General features: G+C 62.6%; 12 protein-coding genes and 1 rRNA gene. 11 read left to right on the top strand and 2 right to left on the bottom strand.

The window, feature by feature from the left end; translation table 11 throughout:
• Window positions 1-100: 100 nt before the first annotated feature.
• The 7 genes from rrf (at window position 101) to B9N88_RS29170 (ending at window position 11,909) form a co-directional block, all read left to right on the top strand.
• Window positions 101-216, top strand: a 5S ribosomal RNA gene (gene rrf / locus B9N88_RS29200).
• Between the two features lie 136 nt (window positions 217-352).
• A complete protein-coding gene (recC, locus tag B9N88_RS29195) occupies window positions 353-3,802 on the top strand; it encodes an exodeoxyribonuclease V subunit gamma (protein ID WP_027607686.1) in 3,450 nt (1,149 codons plus the stop codon).
• On the top strand, window positions 3,799-7,473 hold the full coding sequence (gene recB, locus B9N88_RS29190; RefSeq protein ID WP_027607685.1) for an exodeoxyribonuclease V subunit beta: 3,675 nt from the start codon (window positions 3,799-3,801) through the stop codon (window positions 7,471-7,473). The genes recC and recB overlap by 4 nt, the downstream gene beginning before the upstream one ends.
• Complete coding sequence (recD, locus tag B9N88_RS29185) at window positions 7,470-9,575, top strand: exodeoxyribonuclease V subunit alpha (protein ID WP_027607684.1); 2,106 nt, start codon at window positions 7,470-7,472, stop codon at window positions 9,573-9,575. Before recB ends, recD begins: the two co-directional genes overlap by 4 nt.
• Before the next feature lie 12 nt (window positions 9,576-9,587).
• Window positions 9,588-10,154 carry a regulatory sequestration protein YfiR gene (locus tag B9N88_RS29180; protein WP_027607683.1) on the top strand — a complete coding sequence of 189 codons (567 nt, stop codon included), beginning with the start codon at window positions 9,588-9,590 and terminating at the stop codon, window positions 10,152-10,154.
• Window positions 10,151-11,413, top strand: coding sequence for a diguanylate cyclase DgcN/YfiN (locus B9N88_RS29175; RefSeq protein ID WP_027607682.1), 1,263 nt, complete (start codon window positions 10,151-10,153; stop codon window positions 11,411-11,413). The genes B9N88_RS29180 and B9N88_RS29175 overlap by 4 nt, the downstream gene beginning before the upstream one ends.
• A gap of 4 nt (window positions 11,414-11,417) precedes the next feature.
• A complete protein-coding gene (locus B9N88_RS29170) occupies window positions 11,418-11,909 on the top strand; it encodes an outer membrane lipoprotein YfiB (protein WP_027607681.1) in 492 nt (163 codons plus the stop codon).
• Window positions 11,910-12,053: 144 nt separating this feature from the next.
• Here B9N88_RS29170 and B9N88_RS29165 read toward each other — a convergent pair whose 3' ends face one another.
• Window positions 12,054-13,001 (bottom strand): LysR family transcriptional regulator, encoded by a 948-nt coding sequence (locus tag B9N88_RS29165; RefSeq protein WP_027607680.1) that lies wholly within the window; start codon window positions 12,999-13,001, stop codon window positions 12,054-12,056.
• 131 nt (window positions 13,002-13,132) lie between these two features.
• Between B9N88_RS29165 and B9N88_RS29160 the strand changes: the two genes are divergently transcribed.
• Together B9N88_RS29160 and mmsB are read left to right on the top strand one after the other, a co-directional pair.
• Window positions 13,133-14,650, top strand: a complete 1,518-nt coding sequence (locus B9N88_RS29160; RefSeq protein ID WP_027607679.1) for a CoA-acylating methylmalonate-semialdehyde dehydrogenase — start codon at window positions 13,133-13,135, stop codon at window positions 14,648-14,650.
• Window positions 14,651-14,664: 14 nt separating this feature from the next.
• Window positions 14,665-15,552 (top strand): 3-hydroxyisobutyrate dehydrogenase, encoded by an 888-nt coding sequence (gene mmsB, locus B9N88_RS29155; RefSeq protein WP_027607678.1) that lies wholly within the window; start codon window positions 14,665-14,667, stop codon window positions 15,550-15,552.
• Between the two features lie 64 nt (window positions 15,553-15,616).
• Here the strand turns inward: mmsB and B9N88_RS29150 are convergent, their stop codons facing one another.
• Complete coding sequence (locus B9N88_RS29150) at window positions 15,617-15,961, bottom strand: cupin domain-containing protein (RefSeq protein WP_003230905.1); 345 nt, start codon at window positions 15,959-15,961, stop codon at window positions 15,617-15,619.
• A 366-nt stretch (window positions 15,962-16,327) separates the two neighbouring features.
• On the opposite strand from B9N88_RS29150, the gene kynB reads away from it, so the two are divergent.
• Complete coding sequence (kynB, locus tag B9N88_RS29145; RefSeq protein WP_027607677.1) at window positions 16,328-16,978, top strand: arylformamidase; 651 nt, start codon at window positions 16,328-16,330, stop codon at window positions 16,976-16,978.
• On the top strand, window positions 16,975-17,832 hold the full coding sequence (gene kynA / locus B9N88_RS29140) for a tryptophan 2,3-dioxygenase (RefSeq protein ID WP_027607676.1): 858 nt from the start codon (window positions 16,975-16,977) through the stop codon (window positions 17,830-17,832). The genes kynB and kynA overlap by 4 nt, the downstream gene beginning before the upstream one ends.
• The last annotated feature ends 75 nt before the right edge of the window (window positions 17,833-17,907 follow it).

Raw genomic sequence — 17,907 nt, 5'->3', positions numbered from 1 at the left:
CAATGAACCGAAAGTTCGAGATTTCACAAAGCACCGACAGCTGTCACATACCCAATTTGCTGAAGCGAGGCCAACTGGCCACGACTCAGTACCCGAATTTCTTGACGACCATAGAGCATTGGAACCACCTGATCCCATCCCGAACTCAGCAGTGAAACGATGCATCGCCGATGGTAGTGTGGGGTTTCCCCATGTGAGAGTAGGTCATCGTCAAGATTAAATTCCGAAACCCCATTTGCGAAAGCAGATGGGGTTTTGTTTTGGGCGGTCGGAAAGTGCGAAGAGGCGCCTCGGCAGGGTCTTCAGTGCTAAAGTCCATGCCCTCGATTTTGCTTTTCCCAAGGAAGCCGTTATGCCGGATGCGACGTCCCTCAGCGCTGGATTCATGGTGGTTCACGGCAACCGCTTGGACGAACTGCGCAGCCTGGTGGTGAGTTGGATGCGCCGTTATCCCCTGGCGCCTCTGGAAAACGAAATCGCCTTGGTACAAAGCAACGGCATTGCCCAGTGGCTCAAACTGGCCTTGGCTGAAGACCCGCAAGACGACGATATGGGAGGCTGCGGAATTGCCGCCGCCATTGATGTACAGCTCCCCGGCAGCTTCATGTGGCAGCTCTATCGCATGGTCCTGGGACGTGACGAAATCCCTCCAAAATCCCTGCTCGATAAAGCCCCGCTCACTTGGCGCCTGATGCGCCTGCTCCCGGAACTCATCGATCAACAGCACTTCGAGCCGTTGCAACGCTTCTTGACCCACGACTCCGACCTGCGCAAACGCTACCAACTGGCGGAACGACTGGCTGACCTGTTCGACCAATACCAGGTCTACCGCGCTGACTGGCTGGAAGACTGGGCTGCCGGCCGCCATCAATTGCGTAATGGTCGAGGCGAATCAAAGCCACTCAACCCTGCCAATTGTTGGCAAGCCGAGTTATGGCGCGCGCTGCTGTTGGACGTCGGTGAAGAGGGCATGGCCGAAAGCCGCGCCGGCGTGCACCAGCGCTTTATCGAACGTATCAATGCGCTTGAGCAAGCACCGAAGGGATTGCCTTCCCGGGTGATTGTCTTCGGGATTTCCTCCCTACCCGCCCAAGCGCTTGAGGCGCTGGCCGGCCTGGCCCGTTTCAGCCAAGTCCTGCTGTGCGTGCACAACCCGTGTCGCCACCATTGGTCCGACATCGTGGCCGACAAAGACCTGCTGCGTAACGAATACAAACGCCAGGCGCGTAAAGCCGGCATGCCCGTTACTATCGACCCACAAACCCTGCACCAACACGCCCATCCGCTGTTGGCCGCCTGGGGCAAACAAGGTCGCGACTACATCAGCCTGCTGGACAGTTACGACGATCCCAACAGCTACCGCGCCGCTTTTCGCGATGGTCGAATCGACCTGTTCAGCGACAGCGAACCCACCACACTGCTCAACCAGCTTCAGGACGATATCCTCGAACTGCGCCCGCTCAATGAGACTCGGGAACAATGGCCGGCTGTCGATCTGGAGCGTGATACATCCATCCGCTTCCACATTGCCCACAGTGCCCAACGCGAAGTAGAGATTCTCCACGACCAATTGCTCCAACGCTTCAGCGCCGACCCCACGCTTCGCCCAAGGGACATCATCGTCATGGTCCCCGACGTCGACAGCTATGCGCCGCATATTCGCGCGGTATTCGGGCAACTGGACAGAATCGATCCCCGCTTCATTCCCTTTACCCTCACCGATCAAGGCCAGCGCGGCCGCGATCCCCTGCTGATCGCCGTTGAACACCTGCTCAAACTCCCTGACAGCCGCTTCCCCGTCAGCGAGATTCTCGATCTGTTGGACGTCCCGGCCTTGCGCGAACGCTTCGCCATCAAGGAGCGCGATCTGCCCACGCTGCACCGCTGGATCGAAGGCGCTGGCATCCGTTGGGGCCTCAACGCCGAGCAACGTGCGGGGCTCGGTCTGCCGAGTGAACTGGAACAAAACAGCTGGCGATTCGGTCTTCGCCGTATGCTTCTAGGCTACGCCGTCGGCACCGGTGCAGCCTGCGAAGGCATTGAGCCTTACGACGAAATCGGCGGGCTTGATGCGGCCTTGATCGGCCCGCTGGTCGCTTTGCTCGATGCGCTCAGCGATGCCCATCAAGCGCTGTCACAACCCGCAGCACCCCACGAATGGGGCGAGCGTCTGCAACGCCTTATGCAACTCTTCTTCCTACCCAGCAGCGAGCACGACGACTACCTGTTGGGTCAGCTTGAGCAACTCAGGGAAACCTGGTTGGAAACCTGCGAGTCCGTTGGCCTGCAGGATGAGTTACCGCTTACCGTAGTCCGCGAAGCCTGGCTGGCCGGCCTGGATCAAGGCCGTCTGTCCCAGCGCTTCCTCGCCGGAGCTGTCAATTTTTGCACCCTGATGCCCATGCGCGCCATCCCCTTCAAACTCGTCTGCCTGCTCGGCATGAACGACGGCGACTACCCACGCGCCCAGCCACCGCTGGATTTCGACCTGATGGGCAGCGACTACCGTCCCGGCGACCGTTCGCGCCGTGAAGATGACCGTTACCTGCTGCTCGAAGCCCTGTTGTCCGCCCGCGACCAGCTCTATATCAGCTGGGTCGGCCGTAGCATCCGCGATAACAGCGAGCGCCCGGCCTCTGTACTCATCGGCCAACTGCGCGACCATATCGCCAGTGGCTGGCACAACGCACAAGAAACACCGCTACTGGACGCGATGACCCAGGAACACCCGCTCCAACCCTTCAGCGCCCGCTATTTCCACGAAGGTGATCCACTGTTCAGCTACGCCCGCGAATGGCAGTTACTCCACGAAGCTGTGGATAACGTCCCAAAAGAGGGTCAACTGGCGCAGCATCAACAGGAAGAACCCCTGAGTCTCGGCCAGTTGCAGGATTTCCTACGCAACCCGGTCAAACACTTCTTCAGCCAGCGTCTGAAAGTGTTCTTCGAAGCCGCCGAAGTACCCCTGGCCGATGAAGAGCCCTTCGTGCTTGACGCGCTGCAACGCTACAACCTGAGCGACAGCCTGTTGAACGCTGCGCTGTCCCAGCCCGAACACCTCGACCAGGCCCTCAACGCCCAGGCCCTGCGGCTGCAAGGCAGTGGCCTGTTGCCGATGGTTGGTTTCGGCGAGTGCCTGCGCAACGAACTCATTGAGCCCCTGCCCGACTTGTTGCAACGCTACCAGCAGTTGCTGGCGCTCTGGCCAACGCCACACACCGCTGCAGAACCGATCAGTTTCGAGCATCAAGGTATAGCGCTGGAAGGCTGGATCAGCGGCCTGCATCGACGCAGTGATGGCGGATTGCTGAGTGTCACCACCATCCCCAATAGCATCGGCTCGATCAAAACACGCAAATGGCATCGCCTGATTCGTCCTTGGGTCAATCATGTGGTGGCCTGCGCCTGCGGCCTGTCGTTGAGCACGGGGTTGGTGGCCAGCGACGATACGTTGCTACTGGCCCCGCTGGATAAGCCCATCGCCCGGGAAATCCTCGGCAACCTGCTGTTGGCCTGGCACAGCGGCATGAGAGAGCCGCTCCCGGTAGCCGTCAAGACCGCCTTCGCCTGGCTCAGCCAGACCGATCCGGTCAAAGCCCACGCCGCCGCGAGCAAAGCCTATGAAGGTGACGGCCTGACCACCGACGGCGAGCGTCGCGAAACCCCGGCGCTCACCCGACAGTTCCCCGATTACGCCGCCCTGGTCGCCAGCGAAGAGTTCGAAGGCTGGTGCGAAACCTTGTATCGACCGCTCATCAACGCCCCATGGCGATCACTCACAGGCGAGGAGGCCGGCCCATGAGCAGCAAACCCTTGGCCCTGGCCTTCCCGTTGAATGGCAGCCAGCTGATTGAAGCCAGCGCCGGCACCGGCAAAACCTTCACCATCTCCGCCTTGTACCTGCGTCTGGTCCTTGGCCACGGTGACAGTGAGTCCGGTTTTGGCCGTGAACTGCTGCCGCCGCAAATCCTCGTGGTGACCTTTACCGATGCCGCCACCAAAGAGCTGCGCGAACGCATCCGCATGCGTTTGGCCGAGGCCGCACGTTTCTTCCGCGAAGAGATTGAACAGCCCGACGCGCTGATCGCCGACCTGCGTGCGCAATACCTCCCCGAGCAATGGCCCGCCTGCGCCAACCGCCTGGACATCGCAGCCCAGTGGATGGATGAGGCGGCGGTTTCCACGATTCACAGTTGGTGCCAGCGCATGCTGCGCGAACACGCGTTCGACAGCGGCAGCCTGTTCACCCAGACCCTGGAAACCGACCACAGTGACCTGCTCGGCGAAGTGCTTCGCGATTATTGGCGACTGTTCTGCTACCCGATGCACGACGACGCCCTCAACTGGGTACGCAGCAACTGGGGCGGTCCGGCCGCGTTGATGCCACGGGTACGCGCACTGTTCGGCAGCGAACGGCCGACGGATGAAACCCGCGAACCCGCCGAGTTGATCAACGCTTGCCTGCAAGAACGCCGTGAAGCGTTGATAAACATCAAGGCTCCCTGGCAACAATGGGCCGTCGAGTTGCGCGAAATCTGCCTGCAAGCCGTAGCCGCCAAAGCCGTCGACGGCCGCAAGATGCAAGCGCGTTACTTCGAGCCCTGGTTCGAAAAGATCAGCGCCTGGGCCGCTGACGAAACCCTGGAACAGCTGGATATTGCCACCGGCTTCACCCGCCTCACCCCCGACGGCATGGCCGAAGCATGGAAGGGCGACCCGCCGCAACACCCCGGCATCGATGCCATGGCCGGCCTCAAGGCCGCCCTCGACGCGCTGCCAACCCCCGACGCCGCGGTGTTGCAACACGCTGCCGGTTGGGTGGGCAAGCGCTTTGAAGAAGAAAAACGCCGGCGTGCCGAAATGGGCTTCGACGACATGCTGATCCGCCTCAACGCCGCCCTGCAAACCGATGGCGGCGAGCGCCTGGCCAGTGTGATCCGCGAGCAGTTCCCGGTGGCCCTGATCGACGAATTCCAGGACACCGACCCGGTGCAATACAGCATCTTCGACAGCATTTACCGCATCGAAGAGAACCACCTCGACAGCGGCCTGTTCCTGATTGGCGACCCCAAGCAAGCCATCTACGCCTTCCGCGGCGCCGATATCTACACCTACCTGCGTGCGCGCAAATCCACGCTCGGCCGTCATCACACCCTGGGCACCAACTTCCGTTCCAGCCATGCGATGGTCGACGCGGTGAACCACGTGTTCCTGCGCGCGGAAACCGGCCGCGGCGCGTTCCTGTTCCGGGAGTCGAATGGCGACAACCCGGTGCCGTTCCACCCGGTGTTGTCCCAAGGCCGCAAGGAAAAACTGCAGGTCGACGGCCAAACGTCGCCGGCGCTGAACCTGTGGCACCTGCCCACCGACCAGCCGGTTTCCAACGCGGTATACCGCCAACAACTGGCCGGCGCCTGCGCCACTCGGATTGTCGAATTGCTCAACGGCGGCCAGCAGGGCACGGCCGGTTTCCTGCAAACGGATGACAGTTTCAAAGGTGTACTGCCGTCGGACATCGCCATCCTCGTGCGCGACGGCAAGGAAGCCCAGGCCGTGCGCGCCGAGTTGGCCACCCGTGGCGTGCGTAGCGTGTACCTGTCCGACAAGGACTCTGTCTTCGCCGCCCAGGAAGCCCACGACCTGCTCGCCTGGCTCAAGGCCTGTGCCGAGCCGGACGTCGAGCGGCCGCTGCGGGCTGCCCTGGCTTGCGTCACCTTGAACCTGTCACTGCCGGAACTGGAGCGTCTGAACCAGGACGAACTGGCGTGGGAAAGCCGCGTGATGCAGTTCCGAGGCTACCGCACGATCTGGCGCACCCAAGGCGTGTTGCCGATGCTGCGTCGCCTGCTGCACGACTTCAAACTGCCGCAAACCCTGATCGCCCTCAGCGACGGCGAACGTGTGCTGACCAACCTGTTGCACCTCAGCGAGTTGTTGCAGCAAGCCGCGTCGGAACTGGACGGCGAACAGGCGTTGATCCGCCACCTGGCCGAACACCTGGCGTTGTCCGGCCAGGCCGGCGAAGAGCAAATCCTGCGCCTGGAAAGTGACGAGCAACTGGTCAAGGTGGTGACCATTCACAAATCCAAGGGTCTGGAGTACGACCTGGTCTTCCTGCCTTTCATCTGCTCGGCCAAGCCGGTCGACGGCAGTCGCCTGCCGCTGCATTACCACGATGAACACGGCAAATCCCACGTCAGCCTGCGCCCGACCGCCGAGTTGATCGCCCAGGCCGACGATGAGCGCCTGGCCGAAGACCTGCGTTTGTTCTACGTAGCCCTGACCCGCGCCAAACATGCCTGCTGGCTCGGCGTTGCCGACCTCAAGCGTGGCAACAGCAGCAGCTCGGTACTGCACCTGTCGGCGCTGGGTTACCTGCTCGGCGCCGGTGCGTCGTTGAGTGAATCCGCCGGCCTCGCGCGTTGGCTGTTGGATCTGCAGGACGGCTGCCCGGCCATCCACTACGCCCCAGTGCCCGACGCCCAGGACATCCTGTTCCACCCGCCGCGCAACACTGCCCACTTGCTCGCGCCCTTGTTACCTAAGCGCAAGGCCGCCGAGAACTGGTGGATCGCGTCCTACAGTGCCTTGCGCATTGGCGACAGCATGAGCGTCGCCCACCTTGAAGCGCCCGAAAGCCCACAGGCGCAAAAGCTGTTCGATGACGAACGCCTCGATCCCGACGCACCGCGTGAAGTGGCAGCGTCCGGCGCAGACATTCACCGTTTCCCACGCGGTCCGAACCCCGGCACCTTCCTTCACGGCCTGCTGGAGTGGGCCGGGGAAGAAGGCTTCAACGTGACCTCGCAAGCGATCGAACAAGCCGTAGGCGCGCGCTGCAATCGCCGCAACTGGGAAGGCTGGATCGTCACCCTCAGCGACTGGCTGGGCCATCTGCTGCACACGCCGCTGCCGGTGGATAACGACCAGGTCGCCCTGAGCAACCTGCAGCACTACCAGATTGAAATGGAGTTCTGGTTCGCCAGCCATAAAGTCGACGTGCTCGCCCTCGACAAGCTGGTGTGCCAGTACACCCACAACGGTGTGTCCCGCGTCGCCGCCGAAGCAGTGCTGCTCAACGGCATGTTCAAGGGTTTTATCGACCTTACCTTCGAACATGACGGCCGCTACTACGTGGCCGACTACAAATCCAACTGGCTCGGTCCCGACGATTCGGCCTACACCCAGGACGCCATGGAACAGTCGATCCTCGAACATCGGTACGACCTGCAATACGTGCTTTACCTGCTCGCCCTGCATCGCCAACTCAAGGCGCGCCTGCCGGACTATGACTACGACCGTCATGTCGGCGGCGCGCTGTACCTGTTCCTGCGCGGCACCCAGGCTGTCAGCCGAGGGGCGTTTTTCACCCGGCCGCCACGGGACCTGATCGAAGGCCTGGACCTGCTGTTCCAGGGCAAGCCCATCCCGCCCAAGGCTGAGCCTGCCTGGGAACAAGGAGTGTTGTTATGAGCCTGTCGCCGTTACCGCTTGAGGCGTTAGCGCCCTTGAGCCGCGCCGCCGACCTGGTGAGCCTGCTGGAGCGTTGGGTTGACCGGGGGTGGCTGCGGGCGTTGGACAAGGCGTTCGTAGGCTTCCTGCACGAGCTCGATCCACACGCCGACCCCTTGGTGCTACTGGCGGCGGCGCTGACCAGCCATCAACTCGGCCACGGCCATGTGTGCCTGGACCTGTTCGAAACCCTCAACGCGCCGGATTTTGCCCTGTCCCTGCCGCCCGAAGGCGACCTGCAAAGCGGCGCCATGCTGCTGCCGTCGCAGTTGCTCGACGGCCTTGATGGCGCCCGCTGGTGCCACGCCCTGGCCGCCAGCCCGTTGGTCGCCCTGGCGCTGGACGGCAGCGAATCGGCACACAGTCGTCCCTTGGTACTGTCGGGCAAACGCCTGTACCTGCGCCGTTACTGGACTTACGAACGACGTATCGACAGCGCCTTGCGCCTGCGTCTTGCCACCCAGGAAAGCGTCGCCGCCGATTTGCCCCAGCGCTTGAATGGCTTGTTTGACCAACCGGCGCCCGATGGCGTGATCGACTGGCAGAAACTCGCCTGCGCCCTGGCCACCCGCGGTGCATTCAGCATTGTCACCGGCGGCCCCGGCACCGGCAAGACCACCACCGTGGTACGCCTGCTCGCGCTGTTGCAGGCGCCGGCCGTTGAGTCCGGCAGCCCGCTGCGTATCCGCTTGGCCGCGCCGACCGGTAAAGCCGCGGCGCGCTTGACCGAATCCATCAGCCAGCAAGTGCTGTCGCTGACAGTGCCGCAAAGCGTGAAGGAAAAGATCCCGACCCAGGTCACCACGGTCCACCGCTTGCTGGGCAGTCGCCCGGGCACTCGGCACTTCCGCCATCACCTTGGCAACCCGTTGCCTCTGGATGTACTGGTGGTGGACGAAGCCTCGATGATCGACCTGGAAATGATGGCTAACCTGCTGGATGCGTTACCGCCCCATGCCCGCCTGGTGCTGCTGGGCGACAAAGACCAACTCGCCTCGGTGGAGGCCGGCGCCGTACTCGGTGATTTGTGCCGCGACGCCGAAGCCGGCTGGTACAGCCCTGACACCCGCCAATGGCTGCAAACCGTCAGCGGCGAAGACCTCAGCGCCAGTGGCCTGCACGAAGACCTCGATGGCAGCCATCCCTTGGCTCAGCAAGTGGTGATGCTGCGCTACTCGCGGCGTTTCGGCGAAGGCAGCGGCATCGGCCAACTGGCGCGCTGGGTCAACCAGCAAAACGCCGACGAGGCGCGCAAGCTGCTGGCCGCGCGCAGCCACAGCGACCTGTTCTGCGTCAGCCTCAAAGGCGAGCACGACCACGCCCTGGAGCGCCTGGTGCTGGACGGGCAGGGCGACGGCGCCCAGGGTTATCGCTATTACCTCAACCTGCTGCACAGCGCACGCCCCGCCGTCGACACCCCGCGCGATGACCTTGCCTGGACCCACTGGGCCCAGCAACTGCTGCAAGCCTTCGATGCGTTCCAACTGCTCTGCGCCGTGCGCAAGGGGCCTTGGGGTGTGGAAGGCCTGAACCTGCGCATCACGGCCGCCTTGCGCAAAGTGCGGCTGATCGAGGGGGATGAGCAATGGTACGAAGGCCGTCCGGTGTTGATGACGCGCAACGATTACGGCCTGGGCTTGATGAACGGCGATATCGGCATTGCCCTCAAACTGCCTGAAAGCGACGGCGGCCCCCAGGTGCTGCGGGTGGCTTTCCCACGTAACGATGGCCAGGGTGGCGTGCGCTTTGTCCTGCCCAGCCGTCTCAATGATGTGGAAACCGTGTACGCCATGACCGTGCACAAATCCCAGGGCTCGGAGTTCACCCACACCGCATTGATCCTGCCGGACGCGCTGAACCCGGTGCTCACCAAAGAGTTGATCTACACCGGCATCACCCGCGCCAAGCGCTGGTTCAGCCTGATCGAACCCCGGGGCGGGGTGTTTGAAGAGGCCGTGCGCCGCAAGGTCAAACGCTTGAGTGGGTTGATGCTGGAGTTGGGTCAGGAGTCAGAAATATCTGACGCTGTGCTATCGTTGCGGCATCACCCCGAAAACACCTGAGAGAATCGTTGCATGAACCTGGCTGTCTCGCCCACAGAGCTTAGTTCGAGCTGGAGACGCTTGCTGCTGGTGGCGATTCTATGCCTGCTGGCGCCCCGGGTATTTGCCGAGGCCCCAGGCCCGGCTGACCAGCGCGCCCAGGCGGTCACCCAGGTGGTACTCGGTATCCTCAGCTATGCCCGTTGGCCAGTAGAGCCTGCGCAACTGCGCCTGTGCATCGTCGGCCCGACCCAATACACCGACGACCTGATCAAAGGCACCATCCAGGCCACCGGCCGTCCGGTCGTGGTGCGGCGCCTGCTGGCCGACCATCCCGATATCGTCAACGCCTGCGACGCCGTGTACATCGGCAAACTCAGCAATGACGAACGCAGCCGCCTGTTTGCCTCGTTGATCGGCCACCCGGTGCTCAGCATCAGTGAAGGCGGCGACCAATGCACCGTGGGCAGCCTGTTCTGCCTGCGGGTGGGCGATGAGCAAGTGTCGTTTGAGGTCAACCTCGACTCGGTGGCGCGCAGCGGCGTGCGCATTCATCCCAGCGTGTTGCAACTGTCCCGGCGCCGGGCGCCCACCACATGAAAGCGGCGAACGTACGACCTACCCTGCGTTCCGTCATCGGCCGGGGGCACATGATCCTGGCGCTGGTGGCGGTGACGCTGGCCAGTGTCTCCCTGACCCTGCTCGGCGTGTTGGCGCTGCGGGTCTACGCCGAACACAACCTGCACCTGATCGCCCGTTCCATCAACTACACCGTGGAAGCGGCCGTGGTGTTCAACGACCGCAGCGCCGCCACCGAAGCCCTCAGCCTGATTGCCTCCACCGAAGAAGTCGCCCAGGCTGACGTGTTCGATAGCAGTGGCCGGCTGTTGGCGCACTGGGAACGCCCGGAAACCGGCATGCTCTCCCGGGTTGAACTGGCGCTGGCGCATACCCTGCTCGAACAGCCCATCAGCCAACCGATCCTCCACCAGGGGCGCACCATCGGCAGCATTCACCTGACCGGCCACGGCGGTAGCCTGCTGCGCTTCCTGCTCAGCGGCCTGGCGGGGATCCTGATCTGCACCGTCCTCAGTGCCTGGGTCGCCCTGCACTTGGCGCGGCGTCTGTTGCGCGGCATTACGGAGCCGCTGCAAAGCCTCGCCGCCGTGGCCCACGCCGCCCGCAGCGAGCGTGACTTCGACCGCCGCGTGCCGCCGGCCCGCATCGCCGAACTCGATAGCCTGGGCAGCGACTTCAATGCCCTGCTCGGCGAGATGGAAGCCTGGCAAAACCATCTGCAAAGCGAAAACGAAACCCTCGCCCACAAGGCCAACCACGACAGCCTTACCGGTCTGCCCAACCGCGCGTACTTCGAAGGCCGCCTGATTCGCGCGCTGCGCAGCGCCGCCAAGGCCAAGGAACAGGTGGCCGTGCTGTACCTCGACAGTGACCGGTTCAAAGAGATCAATGACAGCTTCGGCCATGCCGCCGGTGATGCCGTGCTGGTGGCCGTCGCCGAACGGGTGCGTGCGCAATTGCGTGAAGATGACCTGGTAGCGCGCCTGGGCGGTGACGAGTTCGCCATCCTGCTGGCGCCGCTGCACAGGGTCGAAGACGCCCAGCGCATCGCCGAAAAAATCATCGCCAGCATGGACATGCCGATTGCCGTGCCCGGCAGCACCCAGGTATTGACCTCCCTCAGTATCGGGATCGCCATCTACCCCGAACATGGCGTCACACCCGGCACCTTGCTCAATGCCGCTGATGCGGCGATGTACCAGGCCAAGCGTTTGTCCTCGGGGGGCCAGCAAACGGCGGAGCCGGAGAGCCCCGTCGTCAACGTTCAACACAGGAGTTGATTCCTTGTTCTCGACCGCGCGTTTTATGTTTATCACCCTGCTGGTGGCGCTGCTCGCCCTGGGCGGTTGCCAGACGGCGCCTTCCAAAGGCCTGACCCCGGCGCAAGTCGCCGTCCTCAAGCAACAGGGCTTCGAGCTTACCGATGACGGCTGGGCGTTCGGCCTGTCCGGCAAAGTGCTGTTTGGCAGTGACGTCGAAACCCTTAACCAACCCAGCACCGACATCGTCCAGCGCATCGGCAAGGCCCTGCTGGGTGTAGGCATCGAGCGCGTACGCGTCGATGGCCACACCGACGGCTCGGGCAAGGAAACCTACAACCAGCAACTGTCCCTGCGCCGCGCGAAAAGTGTGGCCACGGTGCTGCAGGGCGTGGGCATGAAAGAGGAAAACATTCAGTTGCGTGGTCTGGGCAGCAGTAAACCGGTGGCCGCCAACGACACGGCGGCAGGGCGTACCGAGAATCGGCGGGTGTCGATTGTGGTGATCGCGGACTGAGCCGGCAGTCCGATTTCAATCTGAAATCCAATCAAAATGTGGGAGAGGGCTTGCCACCTCCCACATTCGAACGGTGTTCGCTTAGTTGGCCGGAGATTCTCTGGGAGCCTCCTGCAATTTAAGGGGAATTGTCGTTGCTGGCCCTTAATCCGCAAACCGCATCTCCCTTGTCTCCCCCATCAACAACCCCTGGTTCTGCTCCGTCACCTCGCGGATGTAATCCCACAACAACGTAATCCGCTTCAACTTCCTCAGATCCTCACGGCAATACATCCAAAACTGGCGAGTGATCGCAATCTGCTCCCCCAGCACCGGCAGCAGCCGTGGATCCTGCGCCGCCAGAAAGCACGGCAAGATCGCCATCGACCGCCCTTGCTGCGTCGCCACGTACTGTGCAATCACGCTGGTACTGCGCAGGCTAGCGCTGGCGCCGGGCACGACGTTGGCCAGGTACAGCAGCTCCGAGCTGAAGGCCAGATCATCCACATAGCTGATAAACGGATGTTCGGCCAAATCGGCCGGGCGCTGGATAGGCGGGTGTTGGTCGAGGTATTCCTGGGTCGCGTACAGCTGCAGTTTGTAGTCGCACAGTTTGCAGCACACGTAGGGCCCGTGTTCCGGGCGTTCCAGGGCGATGACGATGTCGGCTTCGCGCTTGGACAGGCTGATGAAGTGGGGCAGGGGCAGGATGTCGACCGAGATGGCGGGGTAGGTGTCGACGAAGTGGCTCAACTGCGGGGTGACGAAGAAGCTGCCGAAGCCTTCGGTGCAGCCCATGCGCACATGGCCGGACAGCGCCACGCCGGAGCCGGACACCTGTTCGCAGGCCATGTGCAGGGTGCTTTCGATGGACTCGGCGTAGCCCAGCAAACGCTGGCCTTCGGGGGTCAGGACGAAGCCGTTGGTCCGGGATTTTTCGAACAGCAGCGTACCGAGGGACACTTCCAATGAGCTGATGCGCCGCGACACGGTGGTGTAGTCCACCGCCAGGCGTTTGGCGGCGACGCTGGCCTTGCGGGTGCGGGCCACTTCGAGGAAAAACTTCAGGTCGTCCCAATTCAGGGAGCCCAGTGATGTGATGTTTTTTTGCATATTGGACCGGCTTTTATGTGCGTTCTTATTAGAGATTTGCACATCTATACTCCAAAAACAGTCCGAACGCCTCATTCTTCAAGGCGATTCAAGCGCCTTGTCTCTGTATAAATATAAGAGTTGGAGACCACATGAACGCATCTGCCGATATTTCCGTGCAACAGGTCAAGTTGCTCATCAACGGTGAGTGGGTCGAGTCCAGGACCACCCATTGGCAAGACATCGTCAACCCGGCCACCCAGCAAGTGCTGGCCAAAGTCCCGTTCGCCACGGCCGATGAAGTCAATGCCGCCATCGACGCCGCCCATCAAGCCTTCCAGACCTGGAAGCTGACGCCGATCGGCGCGCGCATGCGCATCATGCTCAAGCTGCAAGCCCTGATCCGCGAACACTCCAAGCGTATCGCGGTGGTCCTCAGCGCCGAGCAGGGCAAGACCATTGCCGATGCCGAGGGCGATATTTTCCGTGGCCTGGAAGTGGTGGAGCACGCCTGCTCCATCGGCACCCTGCAAATGGGTGAGTTCGCCGAGAACGTCGCCGGTGGCGTCGATACCTACACCCTGCGCCAACCCATCGGCGTGTGTGCCGGCATTACCCCGTTCAACTTCCCGGCAATGATTCCGCTGTGGATGTTCCCCATGGCCATCGCCTGCGGCAACACCTTCGTCCTCAAGCCGTCCGAACAGGACCCACTGTCGACCCTGCTGTTGGTGGAGCTGGCGCTGGAAGCCGGCGTACCGGCGGGTGTGCTCAACGTGGTGCACGGCGGCAAGGATGTGGTGGATGCGCTGTGCACCCATAAAGACATCAAGGCGGTGTCCTTCGTCGGTTCGACTGCCGTCGGCACTCATGTCTACGACCTGGCCGGCAAGCACGGCAAGCGCGTGCAATCGATGATGGGCGCCAAGAACCACGCCGTGGTACTGCCGGATGCCAACCGTGAACACACCCTCAATGCCCTGGTCGGTGCCGGTTTCGGCGCGGCGGGCCAGCGTTGCATGGCCACCTCGGTGGTGGTGCTGGTGGGGGCGGCCAAGCAATGGCTGCCGGATCTGAAAGCGCTGGCGCAAAAGCTCAAGGTCAACGCCGGCAGCGAAGCGGGCACGGATGTCGGCCCGGTGATCTCCAAGCGCGCCAAGGCCCGTATCCTGGAGCTGATTGAAAGCGGCGTGAAAGAAGGCGCCAAGCTCGAGCTGGACGGCCGCGACATCAAGGTGCCGGGTTTCGAGCACGGTAACTTCGTCGGCCCGACCCTGTTCTCGGGCGTGACCACCGATATGCAGATCTACACCCAGGAAATCTTCGGCCCGGTGCTGGTGGTGCTGGAAGTCGACACCCTCGACCAGGCCATTGCGCTGGTCAACGCCAACCCGTTCGGTAACGGCACCGGCCTGTTCACCCAGAGCGGGGCGGCGGCGCGTAAATTCCAGAGCGAAATCGATGTGGGCCAGGTCGGTATCAACATCCCGATCCCGGTGCCGGTGCCGTTCTTCAGCTTCACCGGTTCCCGTGGCTCCAAGCTCGGCGACCTCGGCCCGTACGGCAAGCAAGTGGTGCAGTTCTACACCCAGACCAAGACCGTCACCAGCCGCTGGTTCGACGACGACACGGTCAACGATGGCGTCAACACCACCATCAACCTGCGCTGATTCGGGAGACGACCATGAAGATTGCATTTATCGGCTTGGGCAACATGGGCGCACCGATGGCCCGCAACCTGATCAAGGCCGGCCATGGGCTGAACCTGTTCGACCTGAACCAGACGGTGCTCAAGGAACTCGCCGAATTGGGCGGCAACATCAGCGACTCGCCGCGTGACGCTGCCCAAGGCGCCGAGCTGGTGATCACCATGCTGCCCGCCGCCGCCCATGTGCGCAGTGTCTGGCTGAATGAAGACGGTGTACTGGCGGGGATCGGCAACGGCGTGCCCGCGGTGGATTGCAGCACCATCGACCCACAGACCGCGCGCGACGTCGCCGCTGCTGCCGCCAAGCAAGGCGTGGTGATGGCCGACGCACCGGTCTCCGGCGGCACCGGCGGGGCGCAGGCCGGGACCCTGACCTTCATGGTCGGCGCCACCCCGGAACTGTTCGCCACCCTGCAACCGGTGCTGGCACAGATGGGCCGCAACATCGTGCACTGCGGCGATGTGGGCACCGGGCAAATCGCCAAGATCTGTAACAACCTGCTGCTCGGCATCAGCATGGTCGGCGTCAGCGAAGCCATGGCCTTGGGCGACGCGCTGGGCATCGACACCCAGGTGCTGGCCGGGATCATCAACAGCTCCACCGGGCGCTGCTGGAGTTCCGACACCTACAACCCATGGCCGGGCGTGATCGAAACCGCGCCGTCGTCCCGTGGCTATACCGGCGGGTTCGGCGCCGATTTGATGCTAAAGGACCTGGGGCTGGCCACCGAGGCCGCTCGCCAGGCGAAGCAACCGGTGATCCTCGGTGCGGTGGCCCAGCAGTTGTATCAATCGATGAGTCAGCGCGGCGAAGGGGGCAAGGACTTTTCGGCGATCATCAACAGCTATCGCAAACCCGAATAAACTGACGGTGGTGAGCGGGCTTGCCCCGCTCACCACAAAAAAGCAGTTCACTGGAAGAGGTGGCTCAAGCAAACACAAAATACTTACGTACCGTCTCGACCACTTCCCACGTCCCCTTCATCCCTGGCTCCACCACAAAGATATCCCCAGCCCGCAAGTGAATCGGCTCCATCCCCTCAGGCGTGATCACGCAGTAGCCTTCCTGGAAATGGCAGTATTCCCATTTCACGTATTCGACATACCACTTGCCCGGCGTGCAGATCCAGGTGCCCATGATCTTGCTGCCGTCTTCGCTGGTGTAGGCGTTGAGGTTGACGGTGTGCGGGTCGCCTTCGAGCTTTTCCCATTTGCAGGCATCCAGGACCGGCAGGGGGTGGGTGTCGCGCAGTACGGTGATGGGCTTTGACATGATGACTCCGAGGCAGGGAATGGAAAGATGCACCCTAAGGCCTGGGACGTTGCGCCAGTGGTCTGAACTCGACATCGGGATGCCCAGAAGCGCAGGCGAACACGATTGTCGGGGCATCGCGAATCAGTGTGGGAGGGGGCTTGCCCCCGATAGCGGTGGGTCAGTTGGCACCTGTGTAAACGGACCCACTGCCATCGGGGGCAAGCCCCCTCCCACATTAATCCTCTCTAGCCGACACTTTTGAGCGTGAATCAGCCATTTCCTCGCAGTAAGTGCGAAAGATTTTCCCCTCGGCGCACGAATTCGCAAGAAAATTCACGTCTGGCCCTCGTATCATTCACCCCAGTAACCGCCGAGAGCCTTCAAATGACCTCAATAAAAACGTGGTGGGACATCAGCCCGCCCTTGAGCACGGCAACCCCGACCTGGCCGGGCGATACGCCGTTCCAGGAAGAGCGTGTGTGGCAGTTCGGCCCGGAGTGCCCGGTGAATGTCGGACGCATTACCCTGTCGCCGCACACCGGCGCCCATGTGGATGCGCCGCTGCATTACAGCGCCGACGGAGCGCCGATTGGCGAGGTGCCGCTGGAGGTGTACATGGGCCCGTGCCGGGTGCTGCATTGCCTGGACAGCGGTGCGCTGGTCCAGCCCCATCAGTTGCAAGGGCGTGTGGATAACCTGCCGGAGCGCGTGCTGTTGCGTACTTATCCACAAGCACCGCTGACCGAATGGGATGCGAACTTCACCGCCATCGCCCCGCAGACCATTGAACTGCTGGCCAGCCTGGGTGTGCGCCTGATCGGGATCGACACGCCCTCCCTGGACCCGCAACAGTCCAAGACCATGGATGCCCACAACGCCGTGGCGCGGCATGGCATGGCGATTCTCGAAGGCATCGTGCTCGACGACGTACCGGAGGGCGACTACGAACTGATCGCCCTGCCGCTGCGTTTCGCCAACCTGGACGCCAGCCCGGTCCGTGCCATTCTCCGCCCGCTCAAGGAGCCCACGCGATGAGCCAATGTCCTTTCTCTGCCGACTACCAGCCACCGGAAGAATGGCATAACGCCGAACTGAATTTTTCCGAGTCCATGAGCTACGGCGACTACCTGGACCTGGGCAAAGTGCTCAGCGCCCAGCACCCGCTGTCGCCGGACCATAACGAAATGCTCTTCATCATCCAGCACCAGACCTCCGAGCTGTGGATGAAGTTGATGCTCCACGAACTCAAGGCCGCCCGCGAACACGTGCGCCTGGGCGAGTTGCCGCCGGCATTCAAGATGCTGGCGCGGGTGTCGCGGATCTTCGATCAACTGGTGCACGCCTGGGCTGTGCTGGCGACCATGACGCCGTCGGAATACAAGGCGATTCGCCCGTTCCTGGGGCAGTCCTCCGGGTTCCAGTCGTTCCAGTACCGCGAGATCGAATTTATCCTCGGCAACAAGAGCCCGGCGCTGTTGCGCCCCCATGCCCATCGGCCCGAGTTGTTGCAGGCGTTGCAGGTGGCGATTGCCACGCCGTCGCTGTATGACGAGGCGATCAACCTGATGGTCAAGGCGGGGCTGGCGATTGACCCCAAGCGTGCCGAGCGCGACCCGACGGCGGCGACCGTGCACGATGAGTCGGTGGAGGCGGCGTGGCGCGAGGTGTATCGCGATCCGAGCCGGTATTGGGACTTGTACCAGTTGGCCGAGAAGTTTATCGACCTGGAGGATTCGTTCCGCCAATGGCGCTTCCGGCATGTGACCACAGTGGAGCGGATTATCGGCTTCCAGCCCGGCACCGGCGGCACCGAGGGCGTGGGTTACCTGCGCAAGATGCTCGACACCGTGCTGTTCCCCGAGCTGTGGCGAGTGCGCTCCACGCTGTAAACGCAATCAAATATGGGAGGGGGCTTGCCCCCGATGGCGGAGGGTCAGTGGACACATAAGTGACTGACACACTGC

It is taken from the genome of Pseudomonas sp. LAMO17WK12:I1, assembly GCF_900177315.1.
GTDB classification, from domain to species: domain Bacteria; phylum Pseudomonadota; class Gammaproteobacteria; order Pseudomonadales; family Pseudomonadaceae; genus Aquipseudomonas; species Aquipseudomonas marginalis.
Note: the sequence above shows the minus strand (reverse complement) of the source record. Positions and strands in the feature narration are given on the sequence as shown.